The following is a 16,419-nucleotide window of genomic DNA, read 5'->3' on the forward strand; positions in this document are numbered from 1 at the left end:
CGTGATTTCGGGACCGTTCGGCGCAACCAGCACGACCGGAGTCCGAGCCGAACCTGGAAGCGCGGGTACGCGTGGGTGACGTCACGTCGACGACGCGCGCGGCTACCTCCCCGCGTCGGCCACGGCGGTGGCCGGGATCGGCCAGGATGGGCAGGTGGCCGGTCCCGGCCGCGACGAGGAGGGTGGGCGATGCGGGTACGCGGGCGGTTGACCTGGGGGCGGCGCGCCCGTGCGGCTGCCGCGCTGGCGGCGCTGCTCGCCGGGGTGGTGGCGCCGGCCGTCGTGCTGACGCCGGCCGCGGGTGCGGCGGCGGCGGGGACGCCGGTGTGCCAGGTGCGCGACAACCGGCTCCGGGAACTCTCCGGCATGGTCGCCACCGACGACGGGTACGTGGTGATCAACGACGGTGCCGACGACGAGGCCCGCCGCCGGATCTTCTTCCTCGACGAGCGCTGCGCGGTGCTCCGGGCGGTGGCCTACCCGTCCCGCCCCCGCGACACCGAGGACCTGGCCATCGGCCGCGACGGCACCGTCTGGGTCGCCGACATCGGCGACAACGACCACTCCCGGGCCACGATCGCCCTCTGGCGGCTCGCCCCCGGGGCGGACGAGCCGGTGCTGCACCGGATGACGTACCCGGACCGCCCGCACGACGCGGAGGCGTTGCTGCTCGACGCGTCCGACCGGCCGGTGGTCGTCACGAAGGGCGGCAGTGGCACCGTCTTCCTGTACGCCCCGACCGCCGCGCCGACACCGGGGGCGACGACGCCGCTGGCCTCGGTCGGCCAGGTGACCCTGCCGACGACCAGCACCAGCAACCCGTTCTCGTTCCTCGGGCGCGGTGTGATCACCGGCGCGGCGAGCGCACCGGACGGGCGTCGGGTGGTGCTGCGCAGTTACGCCGACGCGTTCGAGTACGACGTGCCCGATGGCGACGTGGTCCGCGCGCTGACCGCCGGCACCCCGCGGATCACCCCGTTGCCGGACGAGCCGCAGGGTGAGTCGATCACCTACAGTCGCGACGGCCGATCGTTGCTCACCGTCTCCGAGTCCGCCGACCAACCACCCGGCACCCGTCCGACGATCCTGCGCTACCCGGCCACCGACGGACCGGCCACCGCCGCGCGCCCGACGGATTCCGCCGCTTCGGCGTTGCCCACCCTCGCCCGACCGATCGCCGAGGACACCACCGGCCCGGGCAACCGCACCTGGCTGGTGGCGGCCGGCGTCGGAACACTCGTGGCGCTGCTCGGGCTGGCCGGCGTGCTGCGGTGGAGGCACACGGCGCGCCGGTGAGCGCACGCCGCCCGTGCGGCAGGATGGTGGGATGTCCGTACTGTCGACGTTGCGTCACCCGATCGTCGCGGCCCCGATGGCGGGCGGCCCGTCCACGCCAGCGCTGGTGGCAGCCGTCTCCGCCGCCGGCGGATTGGGTTTCCTGGCCGCCGGGATGATCGACACCGAGCGGTTGACCGCCGACGTCGCGCAGGTTCGCGCGCGCACCGACCGGCCGTTCGGCGTCAACGTCTTCCTACCCGACCCCGGCGGCGTCGACGAGGCCGCCATCCGGGCGTACGCCGAACGGCTCGCCCCGCAGGCCGCCGCGCGCGGGGTGCGCCTGGGTGAGCCGGTCGGCGGGGACGACGCGTACCCGGAGAAGGTGGCCGCGCTGCTCGCGGACCCGGTCGGAGTCGTGTCCTTCGTGTTCGGGCTGCCGGAGCGGGCGGTGGTGGACGCGCTGCACGAGCGGGGCACCGAGGTGTGGGCCACCGTCACCCGCCCGGCCGCCGCGGCGGCCGCCGCCGACCTGGGCGTGGACGCGGTGGTGGTGCAGGGCACCGAGGCCGGCGGGCATCGCGGGGGTCTGCCGGACGACGACGACTACGCGCTGCTGCCCCTGCTGCGGCTGGCCGCCGCCCGCTGCGACCGGCCGCTGGTGGCGGCCGGCGGCATCGTCGACGGCCCCGCACTGGCCGCCGTGCTGGCCGCCGGCGCCGCCGCGGCGCAGCTCGGCACGGCCTTCCTGCGCTGCCCGGAGGCGGGCAGCTCGCCGCTGCACCGTGCGGCGGTGGCCGGGACCACGCCGACGGCGCTGACCCGGTCGTACACCGGCAAACGGGCCCGGGGAATGGTTAACGACTTCCTTCGCGAACACGACGCGTCGGCGCCGACCGGTTATCCCCAGGTGCTGCACCTGACGCGTCCGCTGCTGGCCGCCGCCCGGCGCGACGGGGACGCGTCGGTCGCGAACCTGTGGGCGGGGCAGGCGCACCCCCTCGCGCGGGACCTGCCGGCGGCAGAGGTGGTCACCGGGGTGAGTGCCGGTGCCCGAGCCGCGCTGGCGGCGGCGGTGCAGCGGTCGACGCGCTGGGGCTGACCGACAGCCTCGGGCGGTCGGGGCCGCCGGCCGGGAAACCCGTAGAGTCTCGCCGTGATCGAGATCGGTGCGCAGGTCGACCTGTCCCACCCGCCGGACCGGGTCTGGCGCGCACTGACCGACCGGTCGCTGCTCGGACGGTGGTTCGCCGAGGCCGACACGGTCGAGGGCGTCGCGGACCGCCTGCTGCTGCACACGGCCGAGTTGCCCGGCTTCGAGGTCGACGTCGAGGTCGAGGTGACCGAGCGGCAGGAGCCGACACTGCTCGTGCTGGCCTGCGACGAGGCCGGCCGGCTCAGCGAGTTGACCTGCGCGGTCACGGCCACCAAGCAGGGCTGCCGGTTGGAGGTTCGGGAGGTCACGACGCACGGCGCGTGGTCCGCCGAGCAGCACGACCCCCGCGAGCAGCAGTTGCGCCAGGCGCTCACCGTGCGTCTGCCGGCCATCCTCGACTGGCTCGCGTTCCAGCAGGTCGACCTGCGCCGCGGCGACGGCGCGCTGACCGCCGAGCTGCCGCTGGTCGGCACGCGCGGCGCGTCCGGCCGCACCCGCCGCCGACGTCGCACACTCGTCGCCGCGGTCGCCGGGGCCGTGCTGGTGGCGGGGACGGCGGCCTGGCTGACGTTGCCGCCGGAGTCGAAGCCCGCCGCCGCACCGGCGCCGACTACCTCACCGTCGCCGTCCGTGCCGGCCGGCAAGACCGCCGTCGCGCCGACGGCCACCCCCTCGGCACGACCGGCGCGGAGCACCGCGTCGGCCACCACCCGCCCGAGCCAAACCCCGTCGGCGACGCCCTCGCCCACGCCCGAGTCCGCCGCGCCGCCCCCGCCACCCCCGCCGCCGGCGGCCATGGTGGCCCGGTACGCGACCGACTCCAGCCGCCTGTTCGGCTACACGGGTGAGATCGTGGTCGACAACCCGGGTGGCGCACCGGTGGCGGACTGGGCCGTGGTGGTCACCCTCGGCGAGGGCACCACGCTCGACGACGTCGACGGCGCGAACTGGCGACAGGACGGGCGGACGATCACCTTCACCGGAGCCGCCGTGGCGGCCGGGGGATCCCAGACGATCAGCTTCGACGTCCGCGACAGCCGGCCGAAGGCCCGGGGCCCGGAGAGCTGCGTGATCGGCGGGCAACCCTGCGCGGGCCTCTGACTAGGCTGCCGTCATGGCACTGCTGCACAAGGCGACCCTGCGCCCCACGAAGCTCGAACTGCTGGCGACCTGGCTTCCCGGCCGACCCTGGTACGTCGGACCCTCCGGCGTCGAGGTGGTGAGCCGAGGGGCCTACCGCTTCGACGACCCGGCCGGCGAGGTCGGCATCGAGACGATACTGGTCGGGGCCCCCGACGGGCCGGTCCACCACGTTCCGCTCACCTACCGAGCCGCACCCCTCGACGGTGCGGACACCTGGTTGGTCGGCACCACCGAGCACTCGGTGCTGGGCCGGCGCTGGGTGTACGACGGTTGTGTCGACGAGGTGTACGCCGCCGCGCTCGCCCATGCCATCCGCACCGGCTCCGGCCAGGCGGAGCAGTACTTCGAGGTGGACGGTCGGCGTGAGGTGCGCGAGCCGAGTGTGACGGTCACCGTCAGCGGCGCCGGGAACGCCGACGCGGCACCGGTCGGCGCCGTGCGCCGGGTGGTCGACGAGGACAGCACGCTCATCGTCACCGACTCCGTCGAGATGGTCGTCGTCCGTCGCCCCGGCGCTGTCGACACCGCCGGGGCTGCCCTGTTCGGCAGCTGGGAAGGGCAGTCGACGAGCGTGCCGCTGGCGTACGTCCGGACACGCTGACGGTGCGGTGGGCGGCCCGACTCGTCGAGCCGCCCACCGCGTTCACCACTGCGCCGGAGGCGGGGGCGGCGACACGGGCGGCCGGTCGTCGCAGGTGATGGTGTTGGGCAGCAGCCACGGCGCGAGCCATCCGCCGTCGTTGCCGCCGAGGTCGGTCAGGGTGAACTCCGAACCGGCCGGGGTGAAGTGGAACGAACCGCAGTTGTTGACAGCCACCGCACCCACGTTGCGGGCGTCCACGTTGGCGAACGATGCCGACCCGGCCGAGCGGGCACTGACCACCGACGTGCCGGTGCCGTCGACCCGGACGTCCCGCAACCGCACGTCGGAGATCGAGTAGAGGTCCTTCACCGGCCAGTCGCTGACCAGCATGATCGCGTTGTAGGTGCTGTCGAGGTACGCGTCGCCGGTCACCTCGACGGCCGCCTCGATGCTGCGGTCCAGGGCGAAGACCCAGATCGCGCCGAGCCCGATGTTCCAGTTCAGCTCGTACGTGCCGGCGCGGGCGGTGGTGTTGTTGGTGAACCGCAGGTGCCCGGTGAACGGTTCCGCGCCGAAGCGGGAGCCCGCGTGCAGACCGCTGCCCTCGCGGACCGGGTCGGCGACGAGGTTGTGCGAGACTGTGGTGTCGGTGCCGCCGTAGATGGCGATGCCGTTGGCCAGCGTCGGTGACTGCACGGTGTTGTGGTCGAACGTGTTGCGCGCGTTGGCCGTCTTCTCCGACCACATCGCCAGACCGTCGTCGCCGGTGTTGCGGACGAAGTTGTGCGCCACCAGCGAGTCGGTGACGCCGGTGTGGAAGTTGAGCGCGTCGGCGATCTGGTCGACGACGATGTTGTTGGTGACGCGGACGTTGCGCATCGGCCCGTCGAACCACAGGCCGGCCTTGGTGTGGTGCAGGTAGAGGCCGTCGATGGTGGAGTCGCTCATCGCCCCACCGATCGCGTTGACCTGGTCGGTGTCGATGCGCTCCCGGACGTCCCCCTCGATGGCGAAGCCGGAGAGGTGCACGTTACGGCTGCCGCCGTCGGCGGCGTCGCGGCCGTAGAACCCGACGCCGGTGTGCACCGAGCCGTCCGGCGCGGGCGTCGGCAGGGCGACCTCGCGGCCCCTGATCACGGTGTGCCAGTTGCCGGCGCCCTCGATTGTCACGTCGTCGACGATGATGTGCCGGTTGACCTGGTAGGTGCCCGGCGGGACGTACACCGTGAGGTGGGCGCGCCGAGCGAAGGCGATGGCCCGGTCCAGCGCGTCGGCGGAGTCCCGCCGGCCGGTGGGGTCCGCGCCGAAGGCGAGTACGTTCGCCGCGAGCAGCCGGACGTGCGGCGGCGCGACCAACTCGGAGTCGAGCAGGTCGATGACGGTCCAGGCCGCGGCGCTGCCGGTCGGCGCGGTCAGGCGGATCGTGTCGCCGGCCCGGTAGGTGCGCCCGAGCAGCAGCCGCTGCTCGTCGTAGAAGTGGGTGGGCCGAAACGGCGTGCTGATGACCGGGGCCGGCGTGGTGGCCGCCGGCACGCACTGGCACTCGGTGATCCACCAGTCCGGGTGCAGCAGCCCGGCCGACGGGTCGTTGGTGAACGGGTACTGGTTGTAGAGCCATGAGTACTGCGAGGTGAGCGTCATGGTGCGCAGGTGCTTGCCGTTGACCGCGACCCGCAGCGGCGCGGTGATCCCACCGCCCTGTGGCGCGTCCGGGATGCTGTACCGCACGGTGATGCCGTTGGCCGCGCTGGGCAGGACGAACTCCACGTACTCGCCGGGGGTGAGCCGGACCGCCCGGCGGCCGGAGGCCTCCGCGGGCAGCGTGTAGGCGGACCGGTCGGGGCCGATGACCTCGCCGTTGGTGCGCGCGTTCTCCGCCTCCTGCTCGACGAAGTCGACGTCGGCGCCGCGCCCGGCGACAAGCGCCGGGTCGAGCGCGGCGCGGGTGACCGCCGGCCGCGCGGCGGCGGGCGCGGATGGACCGGCGACGGCCACGGCGGGTCCGGCGACAAGCACGGCGAGGCCGGCCGCGAGCGCGACGGCGGTGCCGGTCGGCCGGCCGGGTCGTCCCCGTGCCGACAGGATGCTGCGAATCATCGGTGACCCTCCTGGGTGGATGGTGGTGGAGGTCCGCCCGGCGCCTCCCCCGACGCCCGACATTGATCGCCATGATGCAGCACCGAACAGCGTGCTGCAAGACCACAATCGAAGCACGAAAATTGGCGACTATTGAGCCGCAAGAAATGGACGATTGGCGAGTTGAGGTGTCGCGCCTCGCCTGCGCCCGGACCGGCCACGGCCGGCGTACGCTGGGCCGCGTGGATCAAGAAGACCGGATCGCCCTGTTCCTCGACTACGAGAACCTCGCGTTGGGGGCGCGCGACCACCGTGGCGGCGCGGACTTCGACTTCCGGCCGATCGCCGACGCGCTCGCCGAACGGGGGCGGGTGGTGGTCCGTCGGGCGTACGCCGACTGGTCCTACTTCGACGAGGACCGCCGAATGCTCACCCGGTCCCACGTCGAGCTGATCGAGATCCCGCAGCGGATGGGTGCCTCCCGCAAGAACGCCGCGGACATCAAGATGGCCGTCGACGCGATCGAGCTGGCGTTCGAGCGCGACTACATCTCCACCTTCGTGATCTGTAGCGGCGACAGTGACTTCACCCCGCTGGTGCACAAGCTTCGCGAGTTGAACAAGCGGGTCATCGGCGTCGGGGTCGAGGGGTCGACGTCGGCGCTGCTTCCACCGGCGTGCGACGAGTTCCTCTACTACGACCGGCTGGAGGGTGTGGACATCCCGCCGACCCGCAGCCGGCGTGGTCGTCCGACCCGGCAGCCCAGCTCCGACCAGCGCCCGCCCGAGACGGAGTTGGAGCGGGAGCCGGAGCCAGAGCCGGAGGTGGGCCGTCGACCCGCCGGCGAGGAGCCCGGCCGGGACGTGGACGCACTCGCCGTCCAGGTCGCCCAGACGGTGGCCGGGTTGCAGGGCAGCGCCAACGGCGAGGTCACCGCCTCCCGGCTCAAGCGCACCCTGCTGCGCAAGGACCCGACGTTCAGCGAGTCCGACTACGGGTTCCGCACCTTCGGGGAACTGCTGCGGCACCTCGCCGAGCACAACGTGATCGAGCTGGCCGAGGGGCCGGCGAAGGGTGACCCCGAGGTCTCGCTGCCCGAGCACGGCGACCGGGAGGTGGCGTTCGGTCTGCTCCGTGGTGTGGTGGCGGAGCTCGGCAGCAGCGGCAACCCGGTGGCGCTGTCCGGGTTGAAGAACCAACTGCGACGGGCCCGGCCCGACTTCAGTGAGAAGAAGCTCGGTTACCGCAGCTTCCTGCAGTTCTGCAAGGCCGCGGCCACCGGCGGAGCTGTCGACCTGCGGTGGAGCCCCGAAGCTGACGACTACCTGCTGACCACCCAGGGCTGAGCGGCGGGCCCTCCTGATTCGTCGGTCAGGACGGGGAGGACCCGCCGTTGCGGGTCCTCCCCGTCGACGCATGGGCCGAAATGCGCCGGAATTACGGCTATCGCCCTGGTATATGCCTACCTGCGCCGTACCCTCGGCGCAAAAATTGCTATACGGTCGGCGAATGAAGGTCGAGGAGCATTGGTGGAACGGAGACACGACCCCGCGCGGACGCCGGGACGTGTATATCCGTACTGACGGGCAGGGTTGGGAGGTCCGCGCCCAGATCGGTGGGGCGTCGGGTCGTGAGCGGGTGCAGCAGTGCCCAAGCCGGGCCTCGGCGGCCATCCTCGCCGACGCGTGGCGCGGCACCCACCCATCCTGGCGCGAGCTGAAGCAGCGCTGATCCGGCACCGGGCCGGGCCGGCAACGCTCCTGGGCTCCAGCCCGGTGCGCTCCCCGGCCGGCCCGGCGCTCGGCTCATCTCACCAACGATGTTCAGGTCATGGCCTCTTTGTTCAGTAGTTGTCCGCGGGCGTCGGATGTGACTACTGCTCATCGAGTGATCGAGGAACAGCGCATGCGGCCCGTGTCCTCGCCGTCAGGCCGGGTACACGGAGATCGGCCGGTCGTGCCCGATGGAGGTCGCCCCATGTCGCAGAGCCCGGACGAGGAGAACCCCCGGCTCGACGAGGAGGTCCGGGAAGCCGAGCGCCGGCTGGCCGACCTCGCCACCTCGTCGGACGACGCGCTGACCGACGACGACGCCCGGGTGCCCGATGACACCCCGTCCGAGCAGGACGCCGACTAGCCAGCCCGTCACCGCCCACCGACCTTGCACCCTTGATCCACTCGGGTTTGGTGATAACGCGGTATCCCGGACGCCGGGATGCCGCCATATTCATGAAGGCGAGTGGATCATCGCCGCCCGGGCCAGGCCCACGGTCGGTGCAGAAGAGCTCAGCGTTTCAGCGTGAAGGTGAAGTCGCCGGAGACCTTGCCGGTCAACCGGACCGCCGAAACGACATTCCCCTCCACGATCAGTCTGTCGACCTCGGCTCGCGACAGCCCGAAGCCCTCGGCGATCAGTCGCGCCGGCCGGACCGGGATCCGCGCCGCGAAGCGGACCGAGACGTCGACAGTCTCGCCGTCCGGGTGCTCCGATCCGCCGGTGTCGAGACGCCAGGCGTCGTCCCAGTCGAGGGTGATGCGGTTGCGGTGCTGCACGAACGGGTTCTGGAGCAGACTGGCGGTCAGCCCAGGGTTGTTGTGGTGCAGCCGCTCCAGCAGCCCGGGCCGTACGGCACGCACGGTCACCCGCTCCAGGAGCGTGAGCTTCGCCGTCACCCCGCAGCCGGTACAGAGCACGAGGAGCCAGACGTCGAGGAGCTTGTGGTTGGCGTTGACGCGGAATTTACCGCTTGGCCGGAAGCGCTCGGACGCGCACGCGGGGCAGCGGCGGCGAACGAGTGGCAGGCAGGTGGGCACGACGGCCCAGTGGGTGAGCACAGAGGTACACCGGTTCCGTGAGAAGTCCGCAGCAAAAAGGGGCGCGGCGCACAGACGCGACGCGCGACACAGCAGCGCTCGGGAAGACTCACAGGGTGTACAACGGCACGTCCTTGCCTAGACGACCTGGTTCCGCAGCACGGTAGGCGCGCGAAGCGCTGCCCCTCCACCGATTTTCGGGCGCGTCGAGAACGCCGGGGCCGCCTACTCATCCCCTCGATGGAAATCGCGTTGATCCGAAGTTGTCGGCTCACTACGGTGCGTACGTCCGGGCGCAGGCGCGAGGAGCGGAGCTGACGTGACAGGTCCCACCGGCGCCGACGAGCCCACCCGTGGCGGGATGCGTCTGCTGCGACACAACCCGGGCTTCCGGGCGCTGTGGTCGGCTCGGGTCATCTCGTACGCGGGCGACTCGCTGAGCCTGGTCGCGTTGATGTTGCACGTGGAGGACAGCACCGGTCGTGCGCTCGCGATCGCGATGCTGCTGCTCGTCGGTGACTTCGCGCCGGCGCTGCTCGGCCCGCTCACCGGGGCGCTCAGCGACCGTTTCGACCTGCGCCGGGTCATGATCGGTGCGGAGTTGGTCCAGGGCGGCGTGCTGCTGCTGATCGCCGTACTGCTGCCGTCGTTGCCGGTGCTGCTGGCCCTGGTGGCGGTCCGGGCGATCGCCGGGCAGGTGTTCCAGCCCGCCTCCCGGGCGGCGGTGCCGGCCCTGGTGCGCGACCGGGACCTGGAGTCCGCGAACTCCACTGTCGGGTTCGGCACCAACGGCGGCGAGGTGCTCGGTCCGCTGCTCGCGGCGGCGCTGTTCCCGCTGGTGGGCGTACGCGGGGTGCTGCTTGTCGACGCCGTGTCGTTCCTGCTCTCGGCGGTCCTGCTGGCGTCGCTGCCGAGGATGTCGGTGCCCGCCGACGGGGATGCCGGCCGGGGTTCCCTGCTGCGCGACGCGCGGGTGGGCCTGGGCTACCTCTGGTCGACCCCGGTGGTCCGGGTGGTCGCGCTGGGGTTCTGTGCCGTGGTGGCGTTCAACGGCGTCGACGACGTGGCCCTGGTCCTGCTGGCCACCGAGACGTTCGACGCCGGCGGCTCGACCGTCGGGTTGCTGCTGGCCGCGGTCGGGCTCGGGTTGTTCGTCGGCTACCTGCTGCTGGGCCGGTACGGGGTGCGGGCGTCCACCGCCGGTCTGCTGATCGCGGGGTTCGCCATCAGCAGTGTCGGCAACCTGCTGACGGGGCTGGCCTGGGCGGTCGGCGCCGCCATCGTCATGCAGGCGGTCCGCGGACTGGGGATCGCGGCCATGGACGTCGCCTCCAGCACGTTGCTGCAACGGGTCGTCCCCGAGGCGATGCTCGGCCGGGTCTTCGGCAACCTGTACGGCGCGATCGGAATCGCCGCCGCGCTCTCCTACCTGGGCGGTGCCGTGCTGCTCGACGCCACCTCGGCCCCGACCACGCTGCTGATCGCCGGCGCGGGCGGCACGCTGGCCACCGTCGTCACCGCCTGGGCACTGCGGCGGAGCCTGCGCCGGACGACCCGCCCCGCCGGCACCGTCGAGCCGGAGCAACGGGCGTAGCCCGCCCACGGCACGGCCGGAGCAACGAGCCTGCCCAGCCACGGCACGGCCGGAGCAACGAGCCTGCCCTCCCACGGCACGGCCGGAGCAACGCGCGTTGCCCGGCCGCAGGCAGCGCCGGACCAGCGAGCCTGCTGGTCGCGGCACAGCCGGCGCCGGTCAGGCGGTCGGGACCGGCAGCACCGCTCCGTCGGCCGCCGACCGGTGCGCCAGCTCGATCAGCTCGACCGTGGCGACCGAGTCCCGCGGGTCCACCGGCATCGGAGTGCCGTCGCGCAGCGCCGCCGCCACCTGCGCGTAGAAGCTCTGGTACGCGCCGGGTTCGGTCGGCACCGGCCGCAGATCACCGTCGACGCCGAGCATGCCGTAGCGCTCCGGCGGGACCTCCCCCCAACCCGGCTGGTCCGGTCGGCCGCCTTCGTGCAGCGCCGCCTCCTGCACGTCGAGGCCGTACGTCGTGTAGCCGGCCCGGTCGCCCAGCACCCGCAGTCGGGGCCCGAGCTGGGCGGTCACCGCGCCCATCCACAGGTGCGAGTGCACCCCGTTGGCGTGGGTCAACGCCACGAAGGCGTCGTCGTCGACAGCCGCGCCCGCGCGGCGGCGGTCCACCTCCGCGTAGACGCGGTCGACCCGGCCGAACAGTTGCACCGCCTGGTCGACGAGGTGGGCGCCGAGGTCGAAGAGGGCACCGCCGGCCTCCTCGGGACCGGCAAGCTCCCGCCAGCCCGGCTTGATGGACGGACGGAACCGCTCGAACCGGGACTCGAAGCGCAGCACCCGCCCCAACTCGCCCTGCTCCACCAGCCGGCGGGCGGTCAGGAAGTCGCCATCCCAGCGCCGGTTCTGGAAGACCGTCAGCGGCACCCCACGCTCGGTCGCCTCGCGGATCAGCGCGCGGCCCTCGGCGCCGGTCGGGGAGAGGGGCTTGTCGACGACGACCGGCAGCCCGGCGGCGAGGGCCGCGCGGGCCATCGGCACGTGCTGCCGGTTCGGCGTCGCCACCACGACCAGGTCCAGAGCATCCGGTGTACGCCACAGCTCGTCGGCGTCGTCGACCAGGCGGGCGGCCGGGAAGTGCTGCCGGGCCTGCTCGCGCCGCTGCGGATCGCGGGTCACGATCGCGTCGAGCCGCAGCCCCGGGGTCGCGGCGATCAGCGGGGCGTGGAACACCCGACCCGCCAGCCCGTATCCCAGCAGACCAACCCGCAACGCCTCCGCCATGCCGTACCCCCGTCTCGCCGGTCCGCGCCCTTCGCCGGCGGCGGCACCGCCTGCCGAATCTACGCCCCGATCCCAGCCCGGTGCTGGTCAGCCCACCGGGTCGCTGCGCAGGTAGGTGAGCACCGCGAGCACCCGGCGGTTGGTGTCGTCGCTCGGCGGCAGGTCGAGCTTCAACAGGATGTTGCCGACGTGCTTGCCGACCGCCGCCTCGGTGACGTGCAGTCGGCCGGCGATCGAGGCGTTCGACCGGCCCTCGGCCAGCAGCGCCAGCACCTCGCGTTCGCGGGCGGAGAGCGAGGCCAGCGGATCGCGCGGGCGGTGCAGCAGTTGCCGCACCACATCCGGGTCGATGGCGGTGCCGCCCGCCGTGACCCGGCGCAGGGTGTCGACGAACTCGGTGACCTCGGCCACCCGGTCCTTGAGCAGGTAGCCGACCCGCTGACCGTCGCCGCTGTCCAGCAGCGCCGCCGCGTACCCGGTCTGCACGTACTGGCTGAGCACCACCACCGGCAGGTGGGCCCGCTCGGCGCGTAACGCGACGGCCGCGCGGAGCCCGTCGTCGTGGCGGCCCGGCGGCATCCGGATGTCGGTCAGCACCAGGTCCGGTGTGTGCTCGCGGGCGGCGGCCAGCAGCTCGGGGGCGGAGCCGACGGCGGCGCACACCGTGAACTCGAAGCGGGTCAGCAGCGCGACCAGGCCCTCCCGCAGCAGCACCTCGTCCTCGGCGAGCACCACCCGGGTCATCGACGGCACGGCAGCTCCACCCGGACCAGGGTAGGCCCGCCGGGCGGGCTGGACAGCAGCAGCCGGCCGTCCACGGCGGCGACCCGGTCGGCGAGACCGGTCAGGCCGGTCCCCCGGGTGGGGTCGGCACCGCCCCGCCCGTTGTCGGACACCTCGACGACGAGGTCCCCGTCGGCCCGGGTGAGGCGTACCTCGGCGTGGGTCGCCCGGGCGTGGCGGGCGACGTTGCTCAGGGCCTCGGACACCACGAAGTAGGCGGTCGTCTCCACGATCTCGGGCAGCTCGCCACGCAGGTCGGCGTGCACGGTGACCGGGATGGTGGCGACGTCGGCCAGCTCGTTGGCGGCACCGGCCAGACCGAGGTCGGTGAGGCTCTGCGGGCGGATGCCGTGCACCAACTGCCGCAACATCACCATCAGGCCCCGAGCCTGGTCGTGTGCCACGGCGAGGGGCCGGGCGGCGGGGGAGTCCTCGGGTACGTCCAACTGGGCTAGGCCCAGCTGCAGGGTGAGGCTGGTCAGTCGTGGTTGTGCGCCGTCGTGCAGGTCCCGTTCGATCCGGCGCCGTTCCGCCTCGTACGCGCCGACCAGCCGGGTGCGCGAACGGGCGACCTCGCGCAGTGCCACCGCGTCGACCGGCCAGGCCAGTGCCCACCGGGTCACCTCCGCCTGGGCGGCGGCGATCAGACCGGCCGCGTAGCAGAGGACCGGAAGGAGCAGCACCGCCACGATGGCGTACGGGATGGCTTCGCCGGTGGACTCGATCGGCTGCCAGACCACGACCGGCTCGGCCTCGCCGGCCAGCCAGGGGCTGGTGATCATCCCGAGGTCGAGCAGCACCAGCAGCAGGAGCACCCAGTACGCGACCGGCACGAACCCGCCCAGGAAGAACAGGTAGGCCACCTCCCGCCAGGCCCCGGCGCTGCGGTAGCGGGCGACCAGACCCGGCCACGACGGCGCGGGCAGCGGACGTGTGTCCACGAGTCGGAGCCGCCACCGCTCGATGACGGCCACCGGGAAGCTCACGATCGGCGCCAGCGCCAGCAGGCTGAGGCTGCCGACCGCCAGGAACAGCAGGAGCGCGACGCCGGGCGGCCGACCGTCCAGCAGCAACCCGTTGGCGGCGGCCAGCAGCGGTGCGCCGATGATGAGCAGCCCGATGGCGAGCAGGCCCGCGATCGGCACGGTGCTGATCACGTAGGCAAGTGCCCGCCAGGGCCAGGCGGAGATCAGCCAGTTGCGGCGACGCAGCGCCTCGGCCAGCCGAGTTGGGGATTCCGGGGTCATGCCGCAGACGCTAATCGGGGACGACCGGGCACCCCAGCCGTCCAGATCCACTTTCCGGGGTAGGTCCAGCACTACCGGCCGAACGGGTGTGCGGGGTCCGGAAACGGGAAGAACGCGGCGCGCGTGACCTGTCCGGGCGGCGGCTGGAGTGACATGGGTGCCAGAACCTTCGTGGTGGTCGGCGGTACCAGCGGGCTCGGCCTCGCGGTGGCGCGGCAGTTGGTCGACGAGCACCAGGTCGTGGTGTTCGGCGACGTACCGGCCGAGGTCGCGGCCACGGCCGACGAACTGGGGTGCGACGGGGCGGTCTGCGACGTCTCCTCCTACGAGCAGGTCCGGGCGGGCTTCGCCGAGGTGGTGCGGCGTCACGGCACGATCGACGGGGTGGCGGCCTGCGCCTCGATGTGGGCGGGCGGTGAGCTGGCGGACCTGTCGGTGGAGCACATCCGCCGGGCCGTGGAGGTCAACGTTCTGGGCATCACGTACCTGCTGCGGGAGGTGGTGGGGCACCTGCACCGGCAGGGTCACGGGAACGTGGTGTACGTCGGCGCGCTGGCACTGGCGGCCCCCCGACCGGGCATCCCGGTCTACCGGGCGACCAAGAGCTACGGCAGCAGCCTTGTCGACTCGTTGGCCGAGGCGCAGCACAGCAACCGGATCAAGGTGATGCAGCTGCATCCCGGGCCGATGCCGACGCGGTTGCAGGAACGGGTGGGTGCCGAGTTCCTGGACGAGGTGTACGCCATGCCGGAACAGGTCGCCACCGAGGTCGTCCGGCTGCTGCTGCTCGAACCCGACGACCTCTTCGTCTCCGGTGAGCGCGTGCTGCGCGCGGACGGGCGGTGGTGACGGCCGCAGCCGGACCCGACGACCGTCCGGCCCCGGCGTGGGCGCCACTGCGGACCGCGGTCTACCGCAACCTGTGGCTGGCCCTGCTCGTCGCCAACATCGGCACCTGGATGCAGACGGTCGGTGCGCAGTGGCTGCTGCTCCACCACTCCCACGCCTCCACCCTCGTCGCGCTGGTCCAGACCGCGAGCCTGCTGCCGGTGCTGCTGCTGGCGTTGCCCGCCGGAGTGTTGGCCGACAACTTCGACCGCCGGCACCTGCTGATCGCCGTGCAGTTGTTCCTGGTCGCGGTGGCGGTGGCGTTGACGCTGCTCACCCAGACCAACCGGATGCCACCGGCGTTGCTGCTCACCCTCACCTTCGCGTTCGGGGTCGGGCAGGCGCTCACCCTGCCGGCCTGGGCGGCGGTGATCCCGGAGCTGGTGCCGTCCGACCAGCTGCGGTCGGCGTCCGCGCTCGGCTCGATAAGCGTCAACGTGGCCCGGGCGGTCGGGCCGGCGGTGGCCGGCGTACTGATCGCCCGCACCGGCGTCGCCCCGGTCTTCGGCTTCAACGCGGTGGCCTTCGGGATCTTCGCGTACGCGCTGTGGCGCTGGCGGCCCGGCAACGCCCGTGCGGTCGAGGTGCCCGAGCGGTTCGCCGCCGCGTTGCGCGCGGGCAGCCGCTACGTTCGCCACTCGCCGACCGTCCGTCGGCTGTTGCGCCGGGCGCTTGTCTTCGTGGTCCCGGCCAGCGCGCTGTGGGCGTTGCTGCCGCTGGTGGCCGCCCGGCGGCTGGGGCTGGGCTCCGGCGGGTACGGGCTGCTGCTGGCCGCCCTCGGCGTGGGTGCCATCACCGGCGGTGTGTTGCTGGCCGTGCTCCGCACCCGGCTGTCGGCCAACCAGCTCCTGCTGATCGCCGGGGCGCTGTTCACCGTGGCGTTGACGGTGGTCGGCACCGTGCGGGTCGTACCCCTGGTGCTTGTCGCCCTGTTGCCCGCCGGGATGGCCTGGGTGACCGTCCTGGCCAACGTCAACGCCGAGATGCAGCTCTTCCTGCCCAGTTGGGTACGGGCCCGGGGCCTGGCCGTCTACCAGGTGTGTTTCGCCGGCGGGCAGGCGGCCGGCGCGCTGGTCTGGGGGTTGGTGGCCGAGATGGCCGGGCTGGTCCTCGCCTATCTCGCGGCGGCGGCGCTGATGCTTGTCGGCACCGCGACGAGTCGGATCTGGCCGTTGCCGGACCTGCGGTCGGTGGACCGGGAACCGGCGGCCTACTGGCCGCAGCTGCACCTGGCGCACGAGCCGGACCCGGGGGTGGGGCCGGTGCTGGTGACGGTGCAGTACACCGTCCGGCCGGAGCGGACCCAACGGTTCCTGGCGGCGATGGACCTGGTGCGTGGCGCGCGGCAGCGGACCGGCGCGATGCGGTGGGGGCTGTTCCGGCCGGCGGAGACGACGGACCGGTTCGTCGAGGTGTACCTGGTGCCGTCGTGGGGTGAGCACCTGCGCCAGCACGGCGGCCGGTTGACCGGCGAGGACCGTGCGGCCGAGCAGCGGGCCCGGGAGCTGACCGACGCGGAACCGGAGGTACGCCACCTGGTGCCCGCCGCCGCCGGCCCGACGCTCTCCGACGACCGCGAGGAGCTGTGACCGCGCGGGCCGCCGGGCGACGTACGCCGTACGCCCGGGTTGTTAGGATGG

The 16,419-nt window shown here is 73.0% G+C and carries 15 protein-coding genes; 10 read left to right on the forward strand and 5 right to left on the reverse strand.

From position 1 onward, the window contains the following. Window positions 1-189 precede the first annotated feature (189 nt). From ACGFIQ_RS31320 to ACGFIQ_RS31335, 4 genes are read left to right on the forward strand one after another with little or no spacing between them, the layout of a single operon-like run. The gene (locus ACGFIQ_RS31320; protein ID WP_393249099.1) at window positions 190-1,296 is read left to right on the forward strand and encodes a hypothetical protein; all 1,107 of its coding nucleotides are present in this window, start codon (window positions 190-192) and stop codon (window positions 1,294-1,296) included. A 31-nt stretch (window positions 1,297-1,327) separates the two neighbouring features. After that, on the forward strand, window positions 1,328-2,377 hold the full coding sequence (locus tag ACGFIQ_RS31325; protein ID WP_393249101.1) for an NAD(P)H-dependent flavin oxidoreductase: 1,050 nt from the start codon (window positions 1,328-1,330) through the stop codon (window positions 2,375-2,377). Between the two features lie 54 nt (window positions 2,378-2,431). Then, entirely contained in the window at window positions 2,432-3,532 is a 1,101-nt protein-coding gene (locus tag ACGFIQ_RS31330; RefSeq protein ID WP_393249103.1) for an SRPBCC family protein, read from the forward strand. A 13-nt stretch (window positions 3,533-3,545) separates the two neighbouring features. After that, window positions 3,546-4,175, forward strand: a complete 630-nt coding sequence (locus tag ACGFIQ_RS31335) for a hypothetical protein (RefSeq protein WP_393249105.1) — start codon at window positions 3,546-3,548, stop codon at window positions 4,173-4,175. Between the two features lie 42 nt (window positions 4,176-4,217). Here the strand turns inward: ACGFIQ_RS31335 and ACGFIQ_RS31340 are convergent, their stop codons facing one another. Then, window positions 4,218-6,254 (reverse strand): glycosyl hydrolase family 28-related protein, encoded by a 2,037-nt coding sequence (locus tag ACGFIQ_RS31340; RefSeq protein ID WP_393249107.1) that lies wholly within the window; start codon window positions 6,252-6,254, stop codon window positions 4,218-4,220. A gap of 221 nt (window positions 6,255-6,475) precedes the next feature. Here ACGFIQ_RS31340 and ACGFIQ_RS31345 point away from each other — a divergent pair, with 221 nt between their 5' ends. The 3 genes from ACGFIQ_RS31345 (at window position 6,476) to ACGFIQ_RS31355 (ending at window position 8,369) form a co-directional block, all read left to right on the forward strand. Further along, entirely contained in the window at window positions 6,476-7,579 is a 1,104-nt protein-coding gene (locus ACGFIQ_RS31345; protein WP_393249109.1) for an NYN domain-containing protein, read from the forward strand. Between the two features lie 163 nt (window positions 7,580-7,742). Beyond that, the gene (locus ACGFIQ_RS31350; protein ID WP_030335934.1) at window positions 7,743-7,964 is read left to right on the forward strand and encodes a hypothetical protein; all 222 of its coding nucleotides are present in this window, start codon (window positions 7,743-7,745) and stop codon (window positions 7,962-7,964) included. A gap of 246 nt (window positions 7,965-8,210) precedes the next feature. Continuing rightward, window positions 8,211-8,369, forward strand: coding sequence for a hypothetical protein (locus ACGFIQ_RS31355; RefSeq protein ID WP_393249111.1), 159 nt, complete (start codon window positions 8,211-8,213; stop codon window positions 8,367-8,369). Between the two features lie 149 nt (window positions 8,370-8,518). Here ACGFIQ_RS31355 and ACGFIQ_RS31360 read toward each other — a convergent pair whose 3' ends face one another. After that, window positions 8,519-9,067, reverse strand: a complete 549-nt coding sequence (locus tag ACGFIQ_RS31360) for a DUF1062 domain-containing protein (RefSeq protein ID WP_393249113.1) — start codon at window positions 9,065-9,067, stop codon at window positions 8,519-8,521. Window positions 9,068-9,365: 298 nt separating this feature from the next. On the opposite strand from ACGFIQ_RS31360, the gene ACGFIQ_RS31365 reads away from it, so the two are divergent. Beyond that, window positions 9,366-10,640, forward strand: coding sequence for an MFS transporter (locus ACGFIQ_RS31365; protein WP_393249115.1), 1,275 nt, complete (start codon window positions 9,366-9,368; stop codon window positions 10,638-10,640). A gap of 159 nt (window positions 10,641-10,799) precedes the next feature. On the opposite strand, the gene ACGFIQ_RS31370 is transcribed toward ACGFIQ_RS31365, so the two are convergent. The 3 genes from ACGFIQ_RS31370 to ACGFIQ_RS31380 form a co-directional block, all read right to left on the reverse strand. Further along, a complete protein-coding gene (locus ACGFIQ_RS31370) occupies window positions 10,800-11,861 on the reverse strand; it encodes a Gfo/Idh/MocA family oxidoreductase (RefSeq protein ID WP_393249117.1) in 1,062 nt (353 codons plus the stop codon). A gap of 87 nt (window positions 11,862-11,948) precedes the next feature. Next, a complete protein-coding gene (locus ACGFIQ_RS31375) occupies window positions 11,949-12,614 on the reverse strand; it encodes a response regulator (RefSeq protein WP_393249119.1) in 666 nt (221 codons plus the stop codon). After that, window positions 12,602-13,891, reverse strand: a complete 1,290-nt coding sequence (locus ACGFIQ_RS31380) for a histidine kinase (protein WP_393249121.1) — start codon at window positions 13,889-13,891, stop codon at window positions 12,602-12,604. The genes ACGFIQ_RS31375 and ACGFIQ_RS31380 overlap by 13 nt, the downstream gene beginning before the upstream one ends. A gap of 153 nt (window positions 13,892-14,044) precedes the next feature. Here ACGFIQ_RS31380 and ACGFIQ_RS31385 point away from each other — a divergent pair, with 153 nt between their 5' ends. Then, on the forward strand, window positions 14,045-14,740 hold the full coding sequence (locus tag ACGFIQ_RS31385) for an SDR family NAD(P)-dependent oxidoreductase (protein ID WP_393249123.1): 696 nt from the start codon (window positions 14,045-14,047) through the stop codon (window positions 14,738-14,740). Next, a complete protein-coding gene (locus tag ACGFIQ_RS31390; RefSeq protein ID WP_393249125.1) occupies window positions 14,734-16,368 on the forward strand; it encodes an MFS transporter in 1,635 nt (544 codons plus the stop codon). The genes ACGFIQ_RS31385 and ACGFIQ_RS31390 overlap by 7 nt, the downstream gene beginning before the upstream one ends. Window positions 16,369-16,419: the final 51 nt, after the last annotated feature.

This window comes from Micromonospora sp. NPDC048898, assembly GCF_043198035.1.
Taxonomy (GTDB): Bacteria; Actinomycetota; Actinomycetes; order Mycobacteriales; family Micromonosporaceae; genus Micromonospora.

Coding starts and splice junctions, on each gene's coding strand:
- ACGFIQ_RS31350 (WP_030335934.1), top strand. CDS start 7,743: ATGAAGGTCGAGGAGCATTGGTGGAACGGAGACACGACCCCGCGCGGA.
- ACGFIQ_RS31370 (WP_393249117.1), bottom strand. CDS start 11,861: ATGGCGGAGGCGTTGCGGGTTGGTCTGCTGGGATACGGGCTGGCGGGT.
- ACGFIQ_RS31385 (WP_393249123.1), top strand. CDS start 14,045: ATGGGTGCCAGAACCTTCGTGGTGGTCGGCGGTACCAGCGGGCTCGGC.
- ACGFIQ_RS31335 (WP_393249105.1), top strand. CDS start 3,546: ATGGCACTGCTGCACAAGGCGACCCTGCGCCCCACGAAGCTCGAACTG.
- ACGFIQ_RS31380 (WP_393249121.1), bottom strand. CDS start 13,891: ATGACCCCGGAATCCCCAACTCGGCTGGCCGAGGCGCTGCGTCGCCGC.
- ACGFIQ_RS31340 (WP_393249107.1), bottom strand. CDS start 6,254: ATGATTCGCAGCATCCTGTCGGCACGGGGACGACCCGGCCGGCCGACC.
- ACGFIQ_RS31320 (WP_393249099.1), top strand. CDS start 190: ATGCGGGTACGCGGGCGGTTGACCTGGGGGCGGCGCGCCCGTGCGGCT.
- ACGFIQ_RS31325 (WP_393249101.1), top strand. CDS start 1,328: ATGTCCGTACTGTCGACGTTGCGTCACCCGATCGTCGCGGCCCCGATG.
- ACGFIQ_RS31355 (WP_393249111.1), top strand. CDS start 8,211: ATGTCGCAGAGCCCGGACGAGGAGAACCCCCGGCTCGACGAGGAGGTC.